Source organism: Micromonospora aridisoli, from assembly GCF_056150025.1.
The window spans coordinates 341,418-359,725 of record NZ_JAXCFK010000003.1 but is presented as its reverse complement, the minus strand read 5'-3'; the positions used below and the strand labels follow the sequence as shown (position 1 = coordinate 359,725).

Below are 18,308 nucleotides of genomic sequence, written 5' to 3'. Positions count from 1 at the left end.
CTCGCCGCCGGGCAGCGTCACCGGCGACGCCGTCTCGGTTCTCACGTCGTCTCCTCCTGCGGGTACGCCCAGCCCAGCAGCTCCCGTAGCGCGGCGGGCGGGTGGCGGTGGTCGGTGCCCAGCTCGGCGTGGGCGATCTCGACGGCGGTCGGCAGGTGCACCTGTTCGCCGTGCAGCTCCGGCCACTGCCGGCGGATGCGGGCGGTACCGCCGAAGGTCGGGTCCTCGTCGGCCAACACCATCGGGTCGCCGTACACGGCCGGCTCGCAGCCGGCCGCGATGCCGTAGAAGATGGCACTGGTCAGCCGGTTGGACGCGACCCGGGCGTGCCGGCGCAGCTCGGCGAGCTGGCGGTCCAGGAACTGCGGATCGGTGTCCTTCCACCAGTGGCCGCGGTAGCCGTGGCAGATGACCCGGAAGCCGGCGTTCTCGTAGAGCCGGCGTACCCGTCGCATCCGGTGCTCGTGCCAGTAGAGGCAGACGGTGACCGGACCGGGTTCGGTGTCCCTGATCCGGGCGATCAGTTCCCTGTGGTCGCCCTTGACGTGCTGGCCCTCCCAGCCGTGGAACGGGTACCAGATGGTGCCTTCCCGGACCGGCTGCGGTTCCTCCTCCGGCCGCATCGACAGCAGGTAGACGAAGGGTGCGCCGATCACCGTCACGTTGCGCCGCCCGACCGACCAGGCCCGCCGCCGGGTCTGCTCGGACCAGAGCAGACTCGGCGTGCGCTCGGCGTACGGGTGGCCGGGGGCCAGGCCGTCGCCGATGTTCCAGCCGTGCTGGACGTACCCGTTGATCCGGGGTGGGTGTCCGTCACCGAGCCCGGCGTAGCGGGCCAGTACGTGGGCGTGGCCGTAGAAGTGGTTTGCGTGGTGCATCGGCGTCCCCTCAGGCGGCGGAGCGTACCGAGGCGCCGCGCAGGGCCGCGGCCAGCGCGTCGATGACCCGGTCCTGGTCGGCGTCGCGCAGTCCAGGATAGAGCGGCAGCGACAGCTGCTGGCCGTAGAAGCCCTCCGCCACCGGACAGCTGCCGCGCCGGTAGCCGAGGTCGGCGAAGGCCGGGTGCCAGTGCGCGGGGATGTAGTTGACCTGGACCCCGATGCCGGCCGCACGCATCCGCTCGTAGATCTCGCGGCGGCGGCCGTCGAGCACCCGGATCGGGTACAGGTGCCAGGCCGGTGCGGCCCAGCCCCGCCTGCCGGGAAGGAGTACGCCGGGCAGGTCGGCCAGGGCCGCGTCGTAGCGGGCCACCAGTTCGGCGCGGCGGGCGAGGAAGGCACCGAGCCGGCGCAACTGGCTACGGCCCAGCGCGCACAGCACGTCCGGCAGCCGGTAGTTCAGGCCGAACTCGTGCACCTCCTGGTGCCAGCCACCCTCGTCCGGCCACCGCAGCTCGTCGTGTTCCCGGACCAGCCCGATGTTGCGGAACCGGCGAGCCCGCTTGAGCAGCTCGGCATCGGTGGTGGCGACCGCGCCGCCCTCGGCGGTGGTCAGGTTCTTGGTGGGGAAGAAGGAGAACGTGGTCAGGTCGGCCAGCGACCCCACCGGTCGGCCCCGGTAGGTGGCGCCGATCGAGTGCGCCGCGTCGGCGAGCAGCAGCGCGTCGGTGCCGTCGAGCGCGGCGCGCAGCGCGTCGTAGTCGGCCGGGTGGCCGGCGTAGTCCACCGCGGCGACGACCTTCGTCCGTCCGGTGGTCGCCGCGGCCACCGCCGCCGGATCGAGGGTGAAGGTCTCCTGCTCGACGTCGGCGAAGACGACCCGGGCGCCGAGGGCGACCGCGCTGCTGGCGGTGGCGACGAACGTCATCGGTGGCACGATCACCTCGTCACCCGGACCGACGCCGGCCGCCGCGTACGCCACGTGCAGCGCGGCGGTGCCGTTGGAGACCGTCGCCACCCCGGCCCCGCCGGCCCAGGCGGAGATGTCCGCCTCGAAGGCGGCGACCTCCGGACCGGTGGTGAGCCAGTCGCTGCGCAGGGCGGCGACCACGGCGGCCACGTCGTCGTCGGTCACCGACTGGCGTCCGTACGGGAGGAAGTCAGCGGTCATGCGGTGATGCCGAGCATGTCACGCAGCTGCGGCACGGTGAGCCACTCGTCGTTGGAGTCGGACTGGTACGCGAACCCGTCCGGCACCGGCTCGCAGCCGACCGGTGGCTGGTAGCCCCAGGTGGCGATGGTCGGCTGCACGATGAACCGGTCCTTGGCGATCAACGTCCGGCGGCTGTCGTCCGGGGCGATCATCTCCTCGTGCAGCTTCTCGCCGGGGCGGATGCCGATCTCGTGGGTGGTGGCGTCCGGTGCGACCGCCTCGACCAGGTCGAGGATGCGCATGCTGGGGATGCGCGGCACGAACAGTTCACCGCCCTGCATCTGGTCGAACGAGTCGATGACGAACTGCACGGCCTGGTCCAGGGTGATCCAGAAGCGGGTCATCCGCTTGTCCGTGATCGGCAGGCTTTTGCCCTCGGCGGCGAGCCGACGGAACAGCGGCACCACCGAGCCGCGGCTGCCGACCACGTTGCCGTAGCGCACCACCGAGAAGCGGGTCGGGTGCTGCGCCGCGTAGTGGTTGGCGGAGATGAACAACTTGTCGCCGACCAGCTTCGTCGCGCCGTACAGGTTGATCGGGCTGGACGCCTTGTCGGTCGAGAGGGCCACCACCTTCTTCACCCCGGCCTCGATCGCGGCGTCGACGACGTGCTGCGAACCGGTGATGTTGGTGGCGATGAACTCCGACGGGTTGTACTCCGCGGTGTCGACCTGCTTGAGGGCGGCGGCGTGCACCACGTGGTCGACGCCGTGCATGGCCCGGATCAGCCGGTGCCGGTCCCGGATGTCGCCGATGAACCAGCGCAGTCGGGGATCGTCACCGAGCTGCTGGCGCAGCTCGTACTGCTTGAGCTCGTCACGGGAGAAGACCACCACCCGGGCCGGATCGGTCTCGGCGAGGAGGTGCCGCAGGAAGGTCCTGCCGAAGGAACCCGTTCCCCCGGTGACGAGGATGGACGATCCGTTCAGCTCGCTCAACTGGTGCTCCCGTGTTCGTCGGTTGTGCGGTCGGCCTGGGGCCGGCCGGGTGGGAACGCTAGACCGGGAGGGTTAACGGGCACATGCCCTGCGGTTAACCAGGCGCCGTGTGGCGGTGAATGGCGGGCACCCGGTTGGCGAACACTCGCCGTCGTCGCGGCGTGCCCGCCGATCCGCCCCGACCAGGCGGCTAAGGTCCCGACCTGACCGGGTCCCGGGTGCCTCCGTACGGCGGCCGCCTGCCCGGCCGCGTCGTGGGAGGGACGATGACCATCGAGGCCGAGGCGGCCCGGACCGAGGATGCGCGCGGGTCGGCGGACCCGCCCGGGTCCGCGTCGACGAAGCGGCGACGGTGGCTGCTGCCCCTGCTGCTGGTGTGCGGCTGGTTGCTGGGAACGGCTTGGCGGATCTGGTTGGCCCGGCACGCCGCCATGCCGTTCGCGCACACCGACGAGGACAGCTACCTGAACACCGCCCGCGCCCTGGCGGGCGGTCCGGGCGGTTTCAGCACCGAGAACGAGACGCTGCGCCGGATCGGCTACCCGCTGCTGATCGCGCCGGCCTTCCTGTTCGACCGGGACTTCGTCGACACCTACCTGCTGGTGCGGGTGATCAACTCGGCCGTGAACGCGACGGTCCTGCCGCTGGCGTACCTGCTGGGTCGTCGGCTGCTGGGGCTGCGGCCCGGCGTGGCCCTGGCGGCGGCGGTCGCCGCGGCGACGTTGCCGGCGGTGGTCTTCCACTCCACGGTGGCGATGACCGACGCGGTGCTCGGCCCGCTGCTGCTGGCCTGGCTGCTGGCCGTGCACCGGCTGGCCGAGCGGCCCGGCCCGGCCGCCGCGGCGGTGGGCGGTGCCCTGGCGGGCGGGTGTCACCTGGTGCACTCGCGCGGGGTGGTGATCGTGGCCGGGTACGCCGCGCTGGTGCTGGCGCTGGTCGTCCGCCGCCGGCTGGCACCGGCCGCGATGCTGGCGGCGACGCTGCCCGTGCTGGCCGCGGTCGTGGCCAACGAGACCGGGGTACGGCTGCTCGGCGAGACGGTGCGCCTGCTCGGCGAACCGGCCAGCGGCAACGCCGGGCGGGCCGTCACCTCCGGTGAGGGGTTGTCGCAGGTGCTGGCGTCGGTCGGCACGCAGCTGTGGTACCTGATGGTGGTCACCTTCGGGCTGGCCGGGCTGGCCGGCGCCGAGGCGGTGACCCGGCTGCGCCGCCGGGGCGACGCGGCCGCTGGGTGGACCCTCGGTGTGGCGCTGCTGACCACCGTCGGCGTCGCCGTTGGCGCGGAGGCCGTCCTCGCCGGTGTCCCGGACCGGGTACCCGACGCCATCTACGCCCGGTACGTGCAGATGTTCGCCCCGTTCTGGCTGCTGGTCGGCGTCGGGGTGCTGGTCGGCGCGGCGCATCGGCCGGTGCTGCGCCGGGCCGCCGCCACGGTGCTGCTGCTGGCCGCCGGCGGGGCCCTGATCCACGTTCGGCTGGCGGACGCGGCGGACCGGGGCGCACGGTTGCGCTGGGGCGGGTTCAGCGCGCCGGACCTGATGGCGCTGACCGGCGGGTGGCGAGAGATGCGGCCGCTGGTCGGGTCGGCGATCGGGATCGCCGGTTGCCTGCTGCTCGTGCTCGCGACCCGGCGTCGACGCGCGCGCACGACCCTGCTGGCCATGGTGCTCGCGGCCCTGGTCGTGGTCAACGTGGCGACCATGCAGCTGATCACGCAGCGGCTGATCCGTCCGCTGGCCGTGGCCGGCACACCCGTGCCCGGCGCGACGGACCTGGGAATCCGGCCGCCGGAGCGGGTCGCCGCCTCCACCGGAGTGCCCTACCAGCTCCGGTTCAACCTCAGTCACCAGGTCACCTGGACCGAGGTGCCGTGGTTCAGGGACCGCCCGCCGGCAGCCGCGGAGGTGGTCTTCGCGCGCTGGGCGCCCGGCGAACCCGGCGACTGGGACGGCACCCGGTACGGCTTCGTCCGCCTCGGCGGCGACCCCGAGCGGAACTGGGCCGCCTGGCGTCGCCGGTGACAACGGCATGTCCCCGCGCCGAAAACCTCACGTGAACAATGCGTGGACAGAATAGGAAGAATCAGCGAACGCGACGGTTGGCGCGCTCCAGAGAAATGGGGATGACGGTGATTTCCCGGCCGTCGTGCGTCTCCTGACGACCCGGCCCTTCGACGAAACGGAGGCGGCGGTTCATCTGGCGCACCACCGTGTTGTGGGCCAGCACCTCACCGTCGAGCCGGTCCAGGTTCAGCACGTCGAAGGCGTGGTCGACCGCCTCCCGCATCACCTCCAGCCAGGCGGGCAGCGTCTCGCCCCGTTCGGCCAGGCCGTCAGCGTCCAGATAGAAGCCCCACGCCCCGCTGCGCGGGTCGGACAACCGCAGGTCGAAGAAGGTGACCGCGCCGCTGGGTACGCCGTCGCGCAGGTAGGTCAGCACCCGACGGCCGGGGTCCTGACGCACCGCGGACCACCACCGCCGGTGCTCCTCGGGGGTGATGACATGACTGGTCTTGCTGACCTGTCGGTTGATTTCCTGATTACGCCAGGACAACATCAGGTTAACGTCGTCCTCGGTGGCGTCACGCAGCACGTAGCGCTCCCTTTCCGCTCCGTTTCCATGGTCACCGGGCACCCTAATCACGATTCACCTGGCTGTACACTCCGCCGCATGAAGGAATTGAGTCGGGCGCAGATTCGCGACCTCATGGGCGAGGTTCTCAAGAACCAGGGCAAGGCGTTGCCCGCCGACGACGCCGCCGATCTGCGGGAGGTCGGCTTCCGGTCGCTGGACTTCTCCGAACTGGCCCTGCGCGTCGAGGACGCCACGGGGGAGGAGCTGAACTTCGACGCTCCCGGGCTGCGCCGGATCGCCACCGTCGGCGACGTGCTGGACTTCCTCGTCGAACTGCAACGGCAGTGAGCGTAGAGACCGCCTCGCAGGCCCCCGCCGGCCTCCCGGGGGTGGAGAACCGCGTCATCGTCGACGGTGCCGCGCTGACCTGGCGCGATCTGCCGGAGCTGTCGCTACCGGCGCCCGTCGCCGCGCTGGCCCACTCGGCCCGGTACGCCCTCGCCGCCGCCCGGCACCACGCCGTGCACGGCACCGAGTTGCTGCTCAGCACGGCCGGCCGGGTCGACGCGGCGATGCGCGAGGAACTGCGGGACGCCGGGTTCGCGGTGCGTGAGCTGGACGGCGAGACGCCCGCTGGGTTCGCGGCTCCGGGGCGGGCCGCCGAGTCGGGCCGGTTGTGGCTGCTGACGTCCGGCTCGACGGGCCGGCCCAAGCGGGTGGGGCACACGCTCGCATCGCTGACCACCGTCCGGGGGCAGCAGCCTGCCCGGACCTGGCTCTGCCCGTACGCCCCGGGCACGTACGCCTGGTGGCAGGTGGTGACCCTGTCGCTGACCCAGCCGGGGCAGGATCTGGTGGTGGTCGAGCCGGAGCAGCTCGACGACTGGCCCGCGCTGGCCGCCGAGCACGGTGTGGACGCCGCCTCCGGCACACCGACCTTCTGGCGGCGGGCCCTGCACCGTGATCCGGACGGGCTGGCCCGGGTGCCGCTGCGTCAGCTCACCCTCGGTGGCGAGCCGGTCGACCAGACGATCCTGGACCGGCTGCGGGAGCTGTTTCCGGCCGCCCGCATCTCCTGGATCTACGCCTCCTCGGAGGTCGGCGCGGCCATCGTGGTGCACGACGGGCGGGCCGGGTTCCCGGTGGAGTGGCTGGACCGTTCGGTACCCGGCCGTCCCACGATCGGGGTGCGCGACGGAGAACTGGTGATCACCTCGCCGTATCACGGTGCCGGGCTGGACGGTCCGGTCCGCACCGGCGACCGGGCGCAACTGGCCGGCGACCGCGTGCTGATCACCGGCCGGCTCGACGCCGACGAGATCAACGTCGGCGGCAGCAAGGTCTCCGCCGGGGTGGTCCGCGACGTGCTGACCGCTCACCCGCAGGTGGCCTGGGCCCGGGTCACCGGTCGGCGGGCCCCGCTGCTCGGCCACATGGTCGTCGCCGAGGTGGTAGCGACCCGGACCGCCGCCGGGGCGACCGACCCTCCGCCGGACGAGGCGACGCTGGTGCGTTGGTGCGCCGAGCGGCTGCCCGAGTACGCGGTCCCGCGCCGGATCCGCGTGCTGACCGAGATACCCGTCAAGGAGACCCTGAAGAGCGATGTCTGATCCCACCACCCCCGCCAACCCCGTGCCGCCCTGCTCCGTGGTGCTCGTCTCCGGCGGATCCCGGGGCCTCGGTCTGGCCATCGTCACCGACCTGCTCGAATCGGGCCTGAAGGTGGCCGCCTTCGCCCGTACCGTCACCCCCGAGCTGGCCAAGCTCGCCGACGCCCACCCGGACCGGTCGCACGTCGGCTCGGTCGACGTCACCGACCTCGCCGCCGCACAGGCGTTCGTCCGCGAGGCCGAGGAGCGGCTCGGCCCGATCGACGGGGTGGTGAACAACGCGGCCGTCGGGCAGGACAGCCTGCACGTGCACACCGCCACCGCCGACATCGCCCGGATCATCGAGACCAACCTGACGGCACCGTTGCAGCTCACCCGGCTGGCGGTGCGACGGATGCTGGCCCAGGGGCGGCGCGGGCGGATCGTCAACATCACCTCGATCTGCGCGCAGCGCGGCTTCCCCGGCCTGGTCGCGTACTCCGCCACCAAGGGTGGAATGGACGCGGCCACCCGTTCGCTGGCCCGGGAGCTGGGCGGGCGGGTGCTGGTCAACGCCGTCGCGCCGGGCTTCTTCGCCTCGGAGATGTCGGCGGTGCTCGGCCAGACCCAGCTGGACCAGATCGTGCGCCGCACGCCGACCGGTCAGCTGACCGAGCCGGAGGAGGTGGTGCCGGTGGTGCGGCTGCTGCTGCGCGACCAGACGAACATCAACGGTCAGGTCATCGTGGTCGACGGTGCCGCCTCGATCTGAGCCATCCCACCGGTCGTCCCGCGCCGATCAGGGCGCGGGACGGCGGGTGCCCGCCCTGCTCGCCACCGCGCCCCGGCACCTGCGGGTGGCGTCGGTGGCCGGGTCGGGCGACGCCGTCACCCGCAGCCATCTCGACGACGGACGCTGCGTCGGCTGGTACGCCCCGCCGGTGCCGGGCTGGCAGGTCGCGATCGACGCCGAGCGGGCCGGCGCTGCGCTACCCGCCGCGCTGGTCCGCCGCTTCGGTGCCACGGACTTCTGGGCCCGGTGGACCCGCGTCGAGTGTTTGGCCAAGCTCGCCGACGTCCCGGTGGCGACCTGGTGGCACCGGCACGGCCTGGAGGTGCCGCCCGGCACCGTGTGGCTGTGGCGCACCCTGCCGCTGGCCGACCTGGTCGTCACCGTCGCCTTCGCCCCGGCCGACCGGGAACCGCGCACCTGCACCGGTGTCGTGGTCTCCGACGCCGGCTGAGACCGCACCGTCAGGGAAGCTGCGAGCGCTCCGGCGTCTGCTGACGGGCGCTGGTGCTCCGCAGGCTCCAGGCGATCGACACCGCGATCGTGGCCACGATGAACCCCAGGGTCACGGGAATGGGCAGCTTGCCGACCGGGGTCTCGGACAGGATGAGTTTGACCCCGGCGAAGGCCAGCAGGACGGCCAGGCCGTAGTGCAGGTGCACGAAACGGCGGAGCAGCCCGGCGAGGCAGAAGTACAGGCTGCGTAGCCCGAGGATCGCGAAGGCGTTCGCGGTCCAGACGATGAACGTGCTGGTGGTGATGGCCAGGATCGCCGCCACCGAGTCGATCGCGAAGATCAGGTCGGTGGCCTCGACCGCGACCAGGACGACGAACAGCAGGGTCGCCACCCGCCTGCCGTCGACCCGGGTGAAGAACCGGTCGCCGTGGTAGGCGGGGTCGGTCGGGAGGACACGGCGTACCAGGCGCACCACGAGGTTGCGGTCCGGCGCGGCCTCGGCACCGTGCTGGAAGGCCATTTTGTAGGCGGTGTAGACGAGGAACGCACCGAACAGGTACGCGGTCCAGAAGAACGTCTCGAGCAGTCCCACGCCGAGGAAGATGAACACCAGCCGGAACACCAGCGCGCCGATGACGCCCCAGAACAGGACCTTGTGCTGGTACGCGGCCGGGACCGCGAAGTACGAGAAGATCAGCGCGAAGACGAAGACGTTGTCGATGGAGAGCGCCTTCTCCATCAGGTAACCGGCGAAGTAGGTGCCGGCCACGTCGCCGCCCTGCCAGACCCAGAGGATCACGCCGAACAGCAGGCCGGCGGCGATCCAGATGCCGGACCAGGTGGCGGCCTCACGGAAGCCGATGACGTGGTTGTCGCGGTGCAGGAACAGGTCGATGGCCAGCATGACGCCGATCGCCAGCATCAGCACGGCCCAGACCCACCAGGAGACGGACACCGGGAACGACCTCTCGTCCGGCCGGAGCCCTCGGGCCCGGCGTTGCTGGACGAAGGTCTCCCCGGCCACCGGGCGCGGTGACCGCGTCACCGGGGCCCGGATGGCCGGGCCCGTACTGTCGGCGACGCGCGTTGCGTCGGGTACTCCCCCTCGAACTGCGTACCAGTATTCGCGAAGCACGCTTCGCTAGTCAAGCGTGCCGTGTCGGGTTCGCACCAGTCGCCGAACCGACTGCACCGACGCATCGGGTCCGTCCCGCACCCACCATGGCCTTACGGGAGAAAGCTTCACTCCCAACTCGTGCGTCGCGGGGACTGAATTGAGCGGAGATCTCGATGCTGGAGGAGCAGTCGTACATCTGGTCACTGGCCACAGAAATGCAGTTCTACATCCTGGATCTCATGTCCGCCGATTCGTTGAGGAGTTTGGCTCAGAGCTCCGACGAGGGCAGCGCGGAACTGGTCCGCGGTTATCTGCTCTCCAAGAAGATCGGCGACGTGTACACCAGAAGCGTGGTTGACACGGAAACCCTGTCGACCGACAGACTGGTCGACGGGCTCGCCAACGGCGAGTACTGGCGGATTGGTGATCCTCAGGACTACCTGGACGCTCTGCGCAGGACCGTTCCGAAACTGTCGTCCGAACCGTCGGGTGGCGGATCGATGCAGGCACAGTTCATCAGCTCCTGCACCAGCTCCGACCCCGCCAAGGAGGACGCGACAAACCGCCGCACCGCGCTCGGGCAGTTCGTGCAGGAGTGCCTCGCCGCCAACTGTCTGGTGTCCACGTCGACCGGCGAGCCGGTCAACCTCGGGGGCCTCGAACTGTCAGCGGTGACGTACCTGTGGGCTACGGGACAGATCGGCCTTCGGTAGCGCGGCGGCCAGAAGTGTCCACGGGCAGTGCCGGATCGCCGCCGGAGCTCGCCGCCGTTCCTGGACACCGCACTACTGATCGTCGGGACGGTTCACCCCGATGGGGGGTCCCCCGCGGGTCACCCCGAGCACCGACCAACCGCGCAGCGCCGCGAGGAACGGCAGGGAGCGGGACAGCACCTCGGCGGCCAACCCGTCGCCGCCCGGCGGTTGGTCGAACCGGGGTCCCAGCTCGTCGATCAAGCGGCCGTGCAACCGCCGCAGGACCTCGTCGGTGCTCGCCTCATCCGTGCAGTCGCCCGCCGCCGGCTTGCTGCTCGCGGACAACAGGTGCCGGCCCAGGTAGCGACTGGCGATGGTGTCCTGGAGCCGCAGCAGGGCGTACGCCAGCTCCTCCGCCCGGGGCCCGAGAGCCCGCCAGGGCGCGCACCGGGCGGCCAGCAGCGCCGCGACCGTCGCCGCCGCCATCTGCTCCAGGGCCGGCTCGATGTCGTAGTCCCGGCGTCGGGGTCGGTAGGTGAGGGCGACCAGCGGATACCGACGAACGGTGTCGTCGACCTCCCGCAGGCTCTCCGCCCAGGCGGCGCAGCGCTGCCGGGCCTCCTCGACCCCCTCGTCGGTCAGGCTCCGCGCGATCAGACCCACCCCGTCGGTGCCGCGCATCTGGTCGTGGATGGTCAACGCGAACCGGTTGCGGACCGTCAGCCCGGTGATCAGCTCGATCAGGTAGGTGGCCAGCGCGGCGAAGAAGCCGAACCCGAGCGCGGCGGAGGCCACGGCGAACAGCTTCTGCGCCCCCGTGTCCGGGGTGATGTCACCGAAGCCGAGCACGGTCAGCAGCCCGGTGGCGTAGTAGAGGGCGTCGACGAAACCGGCTGGCCCGTACCCGACGACCCGGTGATAACCGTCCAGGTGTGGCCAGACGACGAGCGCGACCCCGAGCACCAGCGGCCCGAGCCAGGCGAGGAAGGTGCCGGTGACCAGGACTGGTCCCGCCCAGACCAGCGGTGTCCGGCGGGGCGAGCGCCGCCGGCCGGCGGTCAGCGACGACGCGCGCCAGACCAGTCGCCTTACCGTACGGGCGATCGGTCCTTCGGCGTCCGGGTGCAGCACGGTGAGCCAGACGTCGACCACCACCACCGCGATCAGCGCCAGGCCCGCCACCACCGCCACCAAGGTCATACGCAGAGGTATACCCCTCCGGCGGGGACCGACGCGACGCGTCCGGTCAGATCAGGTCCCAGCTCAACGCGGTGCCGCGGGGCACGTCGGTGGTGAACCGGCGGCCCAGCACCCGGTCGATCTCCACCGGGGCCAGTCCGCCGGCCGGGCGGATCGAGCGGACATTGTGCACGGTCACCTCGTCGCCGGCACGCACGTCCGCCACCACGTACAGGGAGCGCCGGAAGCGCAGGCCCTCCTGTTCGGCCGGGGTCGGCCCGACGGCGGTGCCACCCAGCGCCGCGTACGCCCGCTCCGACTCGACCACCAGGGCCGCCAACTCGGCCGGGTTGAGCGAGAAGTCGGAGTCCACGCCGCCGTCGGCGCGGTCCAGGGTGACGTGCTTCTCGATGAAACAGGCGCCGAGCGCCACCGAGGCGACCGGCACGCCGATGCCCGGCGTGTGGTCGGACAGACCCACCGGCACACCGAACGCGTCGGCCAGCACCGGGATGCGGCGCAGGTTGCTGTCGGCGGGCGGTGCCGGATAGGAGGCGGTGCAGGCCAGCAGGACGATCCCGCCCGCGCCGCCGTCCCGGGCGGTGCGCACCGCGGCGTCGATCTCGGCCAGCGTGGCCATCCCGGTCGAGATCACCATCGGCTTGCCGGTGGCCGCGACCAGTCGGATCAGCGGCAGGTCGACCAGCTCCGACGAAGCGATCTTGTACGCGGGAGCGTCCAGCCCCTCCAACAGCTCCACAGCCGAGGCGTCGAACGGGGAGGAGAAGACGGTCAGGCCCAGGGAGCGGGCCCGTTCGAAGATGGGTCGGTGCCACTCGTACGGCGTGTGTGCCCGCTCGTAGAGCCGGTAGAGGTTCTGCCCGCCCCACAGCTCGTGCCCGCCGGAGATGCGGAAGGCGGGTGCGTCCACGTCGATGGTGATGGTGTCCGGCCGGTAGGTCTGGAGCTTCAACGCGTGCGCGCCGCTGGCCGCCACCGCGTCCACGATGGCCAGTGCGCGGGTCAGGTCTCCGTTGTGGTTGCCGGACATCTCGGCCACCACGAAGGGGCGCTCCCCGGCGCCGACCAGGTGCGACCCGATCTTGAACGTCATTCCGATCCGTTTCCGTGCGTGCTTACCAACGAGCGATCCCGTGTCGGGCTCTCCGGTGCCGGGTCGGTCCCGCCCGTGGGATCCCCGGCGGCGCTGCCGCGCAGTCGGCCGGCGAGCCGGTGGGCCCGACGCAGTGCGGCATAGGCCAGGTAGCTGTCCCGGCCGACCAGACGGTGTTTGAGCCCCGCCACTCCGCCCGGCCGGGGGTAGCCGCCGCCGGGCAGGTACCGGCGGTAGTGCGCGGCCACCCGGCGGAAGAAGTCCCGACGCAGGTGCGGATGCAACCGGTCGTCGTTGCCGACCACCACCAGGAAGTGGTTCACCATGAGGTCGAACAACTCGGTGTGCCAGCGCCCGTCCGGATGCCGTTGGCGCAGCCAGGCGAAGAGGCGGTCGTACTGCGCGAAGGCGTCGAAGTGCCGGCCGCTGCGCGTCGAGGTGATCGCTCCCTGACGGCCCTGGCGGTACAGGTAGCAGACCCGGTCCAGCACACTGATGCGTTCCGCCCCGATCAGCAGCGGATGGCTGAACGGGATGTCCTCGTACCAGCCGGGGTGGAACCGCAGCCCCAGCTCGGCCATGAACTCCCGGCGCACCACCTTGTTCCAGGCGGTGTGCTGCACCCGCAGCAGTTGTGGCCGGTCGGCCAGCCGCACCACACCAGGGGTGCCGCGCAGCAACCGGCTGCTGGCGTCGACCTCCTCGCGCCCGCACTCGTGCACCCGAAGGTGGTCGAGCATCATCACGTCGGGCCGGTCCGCGCGCAGCCGCTGCAACACCGCCGGGATCGTCCCGGCGGGCAGGCGATCGTCGCTGTCGACGAACCAGACGTATCGGCCGGTGGCCACGTCCAGGCCCGCGTTGCGAGCCGGCCCGAGACCGACGTTGCGGTCCAGATGCAGTACGCGCAGCCCCGGGTGCCCGGCCGCGTACCCGCGCAGCAGCTCGCCGCAGCGGTCCGGCGAGGCGTCGTCGACCGCGACCACCTCCACCTGCGCCGCCTCGTCCGTCGGGATGTCGGCGTGGATGGAGTCCAGGCACTCCCGCAGGTACGCCTCGACGCCGTACACGGGCACGACGATGCTCAGCAGCGGCGGCATCGGCTGGGTGACCACCCGGAAACCTTCGAACACCGGGGTTGACGGACCGGGAACCTGATGTGGCCGGACGCGGTGGAGTTTTTGAACAGCCGATGAGTGCCGGGTTAACGGCGGAAGGCCCGGTTCCTGACGTCATGGCGACGGTGTAGCGCTCGGCCGTGGGTGCCCGGACGGTGGCGGTCCGGGCACCCACGTCACCCGTGATTGCGACTCAGTAGTTGATGAAGCCGTAGAGCGCCAGGTGGTTCGACTTGGTGCTGGAGACCGTGTGACCGATGCTCGAAGGCCGGACGTCACCCCGGATGAAGAGATAGTCGATCTTGCTGGAGTCCTTCGTCGGCTTCGTGCCGTAACCGGTCATGCCGAAGCCGCTCAGGGTGTTGGCAGCGATGCCCGTGCGGTTCGCGTCGATGCCGACGATGCGGATCGTCGAGGCGTTCATCAGGCTGGTCGCGTCGGCACCGATGTGGATGCCGCTGCCGGCGATGCCGGTGTTGCCGGCTCCGGCGCAGGCGTTCTGCCGGTTCTCCTGCGGCAGGTGCATGGTGGCCGCGAAGACCGTGGTGCCGCTGGCCTTGATGGTGAACCGGGCGGCGATGGCGCTGGTCCGCTTCCACTTGTACTGGTAGGTGGTGCCGTCGTCGTTGCTCGGCGGCTTGTAGAGGGTGCACCCCGCGCCGTTGTTGTAGGCCGTGCCCGGCTTGAGCCAGCCGGCGCTCCAGTACTTCGAGATGTCGCCCGACGCGAGACTCAGGGTCCGGGTGTTCCAGATGATGGCGTTGGTCTGCTTCTTCTTGAGGTCACCCAGGGACTGGTCACTGCACTTGTGGGTGCCGCCCCACGGCTCCGGGTCGGACCACACCACGATCGCCCCGTACGTGCCGGCCGGGTAGCCGAACTTGGCCGCGAGCTGGTTGGCGTACGCCTCGGCCTGACCGGTGCCGCGTAGCTGCTGCACGATGAGGATGTCGGGCGCGACCACCCCGGAGGTGCCCGTCTGCCCGTTGTCGTCGACGAGGATCGAGGTGAGGTGATCCGGCCCGGAGATCCTGGTGCACGTCCCGTCGGCGTTGTTCGTCACCAGGTTCTCGATGTTGTTGTTGTAGACCCGCAGGACCCCGGCCGCGGCGGCGGCCGACTCGTCCTCCGTCTTGCCGGCCGCGGCAGCGGCGGTGCCCGGGACCGCGAGCAGCGCCAGGGTGAGAGCGACGGCAGCGGGACGTGATCGATGCTTCAGACGCAAGGGGTACTCCTCCGGCGGCGACACGGCGACATCCGTGCACAGGGTCAGCGGGCGCTCACTCTACATTGATCTTGATGGTTCGACTGCCCCCGTCGACTGAATCGGACAATGCCGCGTGAGGTGGGTGGCGGCCTGCCGACGTGGTTGATCGCGCGCTGGCCACGGGTAGGGTGCCCGGCGGGCGGCACCGACCGGGTACCTCCAGGCGATCGGATCCGGCTGCCGCCCGACGGCGGGGAGGAGATGGACGTGCGTGTGACGTTGCCGAGAACCGGGAGGCGGGCATGACGAGCACCGCCCTCGCGGCCCCAGCGACCGCCCGGCGCGGGCGTACGGACGCCGACCGGCTGCCGTCGCTGACCGGGCTGCGGTGGATCGCCGCGATGCTGGTCTTCGGTTTCCACGCCGGCACGATGCGGATCATCGCCGACCCCGGCCCCCAGGCGGTGGTCGGCGAGATCTTCACCCTGGGCCTGTCCGGAGTGCAGTTCTTCTTCATCCTCAGCGGTTTCGTGCTGGTCTGGTCCGCGCGGCCCGGTGACTCCCGGCGCCGCTTCTGGCGTCGCAGGTTCGCCAAGATCTACCCCAACCACCTGGTGATGTGGGCGCTGGCGATCCTGGCGATGCTCTGGTTCGCCGACCCGATCAACCCGGTGGCGGCACTGGAGAACCTCCTCCTGGTGCAGGCCTGGGATCCCCGGCCGGGCCACTTCTACAGCGTCAACAACGTGAGCTGGTCGCTCTCCTGTGAGCTGTTCTTCTACCTGTGCCTGCCGCTGGTGCTGCCGGCGGTGCGACGGGCCCGGCCGTGGATGCTGTGGACCGTGGTCATCGCGGTACCGCTGCTGATCCTGGCCCTGTGGCCCGGGCAGACGCTGGTGCCGGAGCAGAGCCGTTGGTGGTTCACCCAGGTGTTTCCGCTGGTCCGGTCGCTGGAGTTCTGGATGGGCGTGGCCGCCGCCGAACTCATGCTGCGGGGCCGCTGGCGCGGCCCTCGGCTCCCCCTGGCCAGCGTGATCTTCGTCCTGACCTGGGTGGCGGCCTCCCAGTGGATCCGGGCCGAACTCTGGGCGGCGCTGCTGTCGGCGGCGTACGTCCTGGTGATCGCCGCGGCGGCCGACGCCGACGTGCACGGGCGGCGCTCGCCGCTGCGGTCCCGGACGATGGTCTGGCTCGGCGAGGTGTCCTTCGCCTTCTACCTGGTGCACGTGTTCGTGATCATGACGATTCTGCGGTTGACCGGCGACTGGGGGACCGGCCTGCCCGGTTGGTGGGGCCCCCTCGCCGTGATCGGGTTCCTCCTGCTCACCCTGGGGTTGGCCGCGTTGCTGCACCGGTACGTGGAACAGCCGATGATGCGCCGCCTGGCGCCGCCCCGAGCGGCGCGACCGGCGGTGGCGGGCGGCGTGGCGGGATCCGCGGCGGGTGGTGAACCCGCCGCGGAACGCCTGCCCCGACAGCGGACGGCGCGCGGCGACACGAACCCTGCCGAGGGCGCCGACCAGACTCGGACCGTCCATCGGGGACGGTGACTCGGGAAGCGACCTGACCTGCGGAAACCGGCGCGGGCGGCGACGCGCCGGGCGACACGACACGCCCGGTGACGGTGCGTCCGGGTGCTCGTCGCGGTAGCGTGGCGAGGTGCTTCCCGTCGCGCCGACCCGTCCTCTGTGGTGGTTGGCGCGCTGGGCCGTGCGGCTGCTGACCGGGTTCGCGGTCGCTGCCGCCTTCACGCTTGGCGCGTGGACGCTGCCGGCCCACGCGGTCCCCGCCGAGAAGCTCGCCGCCACCGCACCCACCCCGTCGGTCGAGGTCGCCGTACCATCGGCGTCCGGCGGCGGCGACCCGGCCGTCGCCCTCGATCTGGTCGGCGTCGCGACGGCGACCGTGCCGGGCGTCGGTGGCCCCGCCGACCTGGCCGGTGGGTCCACGACCCTGCCGGTGATCCCCGGCCCGCCGGAGCTGACGGTGCTCGGCACCGCCCCCGCGGAGGTCGGGTCGGCCCCGGCGTCCGCCGGCTCGGACGCTCGCGCGCCCCGCGCCCCGCCGTCCGCCTGAATACCGGCGACCTTCCGTCGTTTCCGCACCCCGGTGCCGCGTCCGCGCCAGGCACCTGCCAGCCCGTCGCCGTCCGCTGCGGCTTCGGGTCTCGCCATGACGATCCGCTGCCGGTACGGCCACCGGCGCCGTGCCGATGTTCTCGAGGTGCCGACATGGAGAAGACCGTTCTCTACCAGTTCCTGATCGAGGTGCCACGCGCCGCCGCCATCTGGTCGGTCCTGCTCGTGCTCGCGCTGGGCGTACTCACCGTCCTGGTCGCGCGCCCGGAGCCGACCGGGCCGGCGGAAAGACCCGGCCAGGATGAGGAGCGCGCCGCGATCGAGGCGGCCGACCGGCGGCGGTACGCCGGTGAGGTGGCGGTCGCGGCGGCTGGCGCCGCGCAGAACGCCGACCGGCGGCGTACGGCCTGGCGGGCCGCCCAGGCGGAACTGGACCGCGCCTGGGCCGCGTACGACGAAGCGGAGTCCGCCGCCCGGCGGCTGGCCGGCGTCACCGGGCTGCCGACCCCGCGTACCCCCCGAACTCCGGCCGAGTACGCGGCCCGGGAGCGGTGGCTGCACCGCGCCGCGATGGCGGCCCACTGGCGTGGGGATCTGACCGCCCGCCAACTCTGCGACGTCCTGGCCCGCCGGTCCGGCTGGGACCCCCGCCGGCATCCGGCCGAGCAGGAGGTGATCCTGGCCCGGGTGGTCCGCGACAACCGCCTGGCGGCCTACCGGGCGGCCGCTGAGCGGGAGCGTGAGCTGTGGCGGGCCGCGGAACTGGCCACCGAGGCGGCCCGTACCCTCTCCGCCGAGGCGTACGCGGCTGCCGAACGGCTCCGACCGGTCCGGTTGCCGGCCCCGGATCGGGCCACCGCCGAACGGCCCGCCGCGGTCCTGCGGTGGCGACCGGCCCGGCTGGGCTGAAAATTCCGTGAGGCGGGTCACACGAGGTCCGAATTCGGTCACTGTTCGTAGTTGAGCCTATTGTCGCAGCAATCTCCGTCGGCATTGTCCCGGAGTCGTCCGGTTCCCGCCCGAAGATGCCCGAAACGCCGTCGATCCCATTGAGCGACGCCAGTCGACGAATACCCGAAAATAGCCGCGCTGGATCATGTTTAAGCAGTTCAAGCGGGGTTGGAAACGACGTGACTGACCAGTAGTGTCAGCCCGTCCGATGCGGTAACCGATCGCAAGAGGCGACGCCGCATCGACCCGCTCAATCGTGATTTCACGAACCGGGGACCCACTGCACCACTGGGGTGAATCCGCGAGCCTCGGCCCGCGGTAGGGCGATCTTCCCGCCCGAATCCGTCAGCTAACCCGGTCGGCGGTGTCGGAAGGAGTCCCAACCCTCGTGCAGTCCGATGTGATCCCCC

Annotated in this window: 18 protein-coding genes and 1 riboswitch; of the genes, 9 read left to right on the top strand and 9 right to left on the bottom strand. The window is 71.5% G+C overall.

Going from position 1 to position 18,308, the window contains the following annotated elements; translation table 11 throughout:
• Positions 1–41: 41 nt before the first annotated feature.
• From SM447_RS08625 to pseB, 3 genes are read right to left on the bottom strand one after another with little or no spacing between them, the layout of a single operon-like run.
• On the bottom strand, positions 42–878 hold the full coding sequence (locus tag SM447_RS08625; protein WP_474572204.1) for a hypothetical protein: 837 nt from the start codon (positions 876–878) through the stop codon (positions 42–44).
• Between the two features lie 10 nt (positions 879–888).
• On the bottom strand, positions 889–2,049 hold the full coding sequence (locus SM447_RS08620) for a DegT/DnrJ/EryC1/StrS family aminotransferase (protein WP_474572203.1): 1,161 nt from the start codon (positions 2,047–2,049) through the stop codon (positions 889–891).
• Positions 2,046–3,029 (bottom strand): UDP-N-acetylglucosamine 4,6-dehydratase (inverting), encoded by a 984-nt coding sequence (gene pseB, locus SM447_RS08615; protein WP_474572202.1) that lies wholly within the window; start codon positions 3,027–3,029, stop codon positions 2,046–2,048. The genes SM447_RS08620 and pseB overlap by 4 nt, the downstream gene beginning before the upstream one ends.
• A gap of 266 nt (positions 3,030–3,295) precedes the next feature.
• Between pseB and SM447_RS08610 the strand changes: the two genes are divergently transcribed.
• Entirely contained in the window at positions 3,296–5,050 is a 1,755-nt protein-coding gene (locus tag SM447_RS08610; protein ID WP_474572201.1) for a hypothetical protein, read from the top strand.
• A 61-nt stretch (positions 5,051–5,111) separates the two neighbouring features.
• Here the strand turns inward: SM447_RS08610 and SM447_RS08605 are convergent, their stop codons facing one another.
• Entirely contained in the window at positions 5,112–5,621 is a 510-nt protein-coding gene (locus tag SM447_RS08605; protein ID WP_474572200.1) for a GNAT family N-acetyltransferase, read from the bottom strand.
• Positions 5,622–5,699: 78 nt separating this feature from the next.
• Between SM447_RS08605 and SM447_RS08600 the strand changes: the two genes are divergently transcribed.
• From SM447_RS08600 to SM447_RS08585, 4 genes are read left to right on the top strand one after another with little or no spacing between them, the layout of a single operon-like run.
• Complete coding sequence (locus tag SM447_RS08600) at positions 5,700–5,951, top strand: acyl carrier protein (RefSeq protein ID WP_093403117.1); 252 nt, start codon at positions 5,700–5,702, stop codon at positions 5,949–5,951.
• A complete protein-coding gene (locus SM447_RS08595; protein ID WP_474572199.1) occupies positions 5,948–7,213 on the top strand; it encodes an AMP-binding protein in 1,266 nt (421 codons plus the stop codon). Before SM447_RS08600 ends, SM447_RS08595 begins: the two co-directional genes overlap by 4 nt.
• The gene (locus SM447_RS08590; protein WP_474572198.1) at positions 7,206–7,964 is read left to right on the top strand and encodes an SDR family NAD(P)-dependent oxidoreductase; all 759 of its coding nucleotides are present in this window, start codon (positions 7,206–7,208) and stop codon (positions 7,962–7,964) included. The genes SM447_RS08595 and SM447_RS08590 overlap by 8 nt, the downstream gene beginning before the upstream one ends.
• A 46-nt stretch (positions 7,965–8,010) precedes the next feature.
• Complete coding sequence (locus SM447_RS08585) at positions 8,011–8,436, top strand: hypothetical protein (protein ID WP_474572197.1); 426 nt, start codon at positions 8,011–8,013, stop codon at positions 8,434–8,436.
• Positions 8,437–8,446: 10 nt separating this feature from the next.
• Here SM447_RS08585 and SM447_RS08580 read toward each other — a convergent pair whose 3' ends face one another.
• Entirely contained in the window at positions 8,447–9,394 is a 948-nt protein-coding gene (locus SM447_RS08580; protein ID WP_474572379.1) for a TerC family protein, read from the bottom strand.
• 335 nt (positions 9,395–9,729) lie between these two features.
• On the opposite strand from SM447_RS08580, the gene SM447_RS08575 reads away from it, so the two are divergent.
• On the top strand, positions 9,730–10,269 hold the full coding sequence (locus SM447_RS08575; RefSeq protein WP_474572196.1) for a hypothetical protein: 540 nt from the start codon (positions 9,730–9,732) through the stop codon (positions 10,267–10,269).
• A 72-nt stretch (positions 10,270–10,341) separates the two neighbouring features.
• Here the strand turns inward: SM447_RS08575 and SM447_RS08570 are convergent, their stop codons facing one another.
• The 4 genes from SM447_RS08570 to SM447_RS08555 all read right to left on the bottom strand — a co-directional run bounded on the left by SM447_RS08570 (position 10,342) and on the right by SM447_RS08555 (position 14,887).
• Positions 10,342–11,451 carry a potassium channel family protein gene (locus SM447_RS08570; RefSeq protein WP_474572195.1) on the bottom strand — a complete coding sequence of 370 codons (1,110 nt, stop codon included), beginning with the start codon at positions 11,449–11,451 and terminating at the stop codon, positions 10,342–10,344.
• 46 nt (positions 11,452–11,497) lie between these two features.
• Positions 11,498–12,550, bottom strand: a complete 1,053-nt coding sequence (pseI, locus tag SM447_RS08565; protein ID WP_474572378.1) for a pseudaminic acid synthase — start codon at positions 12,548–12,550, stop codon at positions 11,498–11,500.
• Complete coding sequence (locus tag SM447_RS08560; RefSeq protein WP_474572194.1) at positions 12,541–13,659, bottom strand: glycosyltransferase family 2 protein; 1,119 nt, start codon at positions 13,657–13,659, stop codon at positions 12,541–12,543. Before SM447_RS08560 ends, pseI begins: the two co-directional genes overlap by 10 nt.
• A gap of 196 nt (positions 13,660–13,855) precedes the next feature.
• Complete coding sequence (locus SM447_RS08555; protein WP_474572193.1) at positions 13,856–14,887, bottom strand: hypothetical protein; 1,032 nt, start codon at positions 14,885–14,887, stop codon at positions 13,856–13,858.
• A gap of 284 nt (positions 14,888–15,171) precedes the next feature.
• Here SM447_RS08555 and SM447_RS08550 point away from each other — a divergent pair, with 284 nt between their 5' ends.
• The 3 genes from SM447_RS08550 (at position 15,172) to SM447_RS08540 (ending at position 17,856) form a co-directional block, all read left to right on the top strand.
• Positions 15,172–16,419 (top strand): acyltransferase family protein, encoded by a 1,248-nt coding sequence (locus tag SM447_RS08550; protein WP_474572192.1) that lies wholly within the window; start codon positions 15,172–15,174, stop codon positions 16,417–16,419.
• 109 nt (positions 16,420–16,528) lie between these two features.
• The gene (locus SM447_RS08545; RefSeq protein WP_474572191.1) at positions 16,529–16,945 is read left to right on the top strand and encodes a hypothetical protein; all 417 of its coding nucleotides are present in this window, start codon (positions 16,529–16,531) and stop codon (positions 16,943–16,945) included.
• Positions 16,946–17,100: 155 nt separating this feature from the next.
• Positions 17,101–17,856 (top strand): hypothetical protein, encoded by a 756-nt coding sequence (locus SM447_RS08540; RefSeq protein ID WP_474572190.1) that lies wholly within the window; start codon positions 17,101–17,103, stop codon positions 17,854–17,856.
• Positions 17,857–18,135: 279 nt separating this feature from the next.
• Positions 18,136–18,277: riboswitch (cyclic di-AMP (ydaO/yuaA leader) on the top strand.
• Positions 18,278–18,308 lie beyond the last annotated feature (31 nt).

What these genes read in the sequence shown, in the direction of transcription:
- SM447_RS08610 (WP_474572201.1), top strand. Translation starts at nt 3,296, where the DNA reads ATGACCATCGAGGCCGAGGCGGCCCGGACCGAGGATGCGCGCGGGTCG.
- SM447_RS08575 (WP_474572196.1), top strand. Translation starts at nt 9,730, where the DNA reads ATGCTGGAGGAGCAGTCGTACATCTGGTCACTGGCCACAGAAATGCAG.
- SM447_RS08600 (WP_093403117.1), top strand. Translation starts at nt 5,700, where the DNA reads ATGAAGGAATTGAGTCGGGCGCAGATTCGCGACCTCATGGGCGAGGTT.
- SM447_RS08620 (WP_474572203.1), bottom strand. Translation starts at nt 2,049, where the DNA reads ATGACCGCTGACTTCCTCCCGTACGGACGCCAGTCGGTGACCGACGAC.
- SM447_RS08540 (WP_474572190.1), top strand. Translation starts at nt 17,101, where the DNA reads ATGGAGAAGACCGTTCTCTACCAGTTCCTGATCGAGGTGCCACGCGCC.
- SM447_RS08570 (WP_474572195.1), bottom strand. Translation starts at nt 11,451, where the DNA reads ATGACCTTGGTGGCGGTGGTGGCGGGCCTGGCGCTGATCGCGGTGGTG.
- SM447_RS08550 (WP_474572192.1), top strand. Translation starts at nt 15,172, where the DNA reads ATGACGAGCACCGCCCTCGCGGCCCCAGCGACCGCCCGGCGCGGGCGT.
- SM447_RS08590 (WP_474572198.1), top strand. Translation starts at nt 7,206, where the DNA reads ATGTCTGATCCCACCACCCCCGCCAACCCCGTGCCGCCCTGCTCCGTG.
- SM447_RS08625 (WP_474572204.1), bottom strand. Translation starts at nt 878, where the DNA reads ATGCACCACGCAAACCACTTCTACGGCCACGCCCACGTACTGGCCCGC.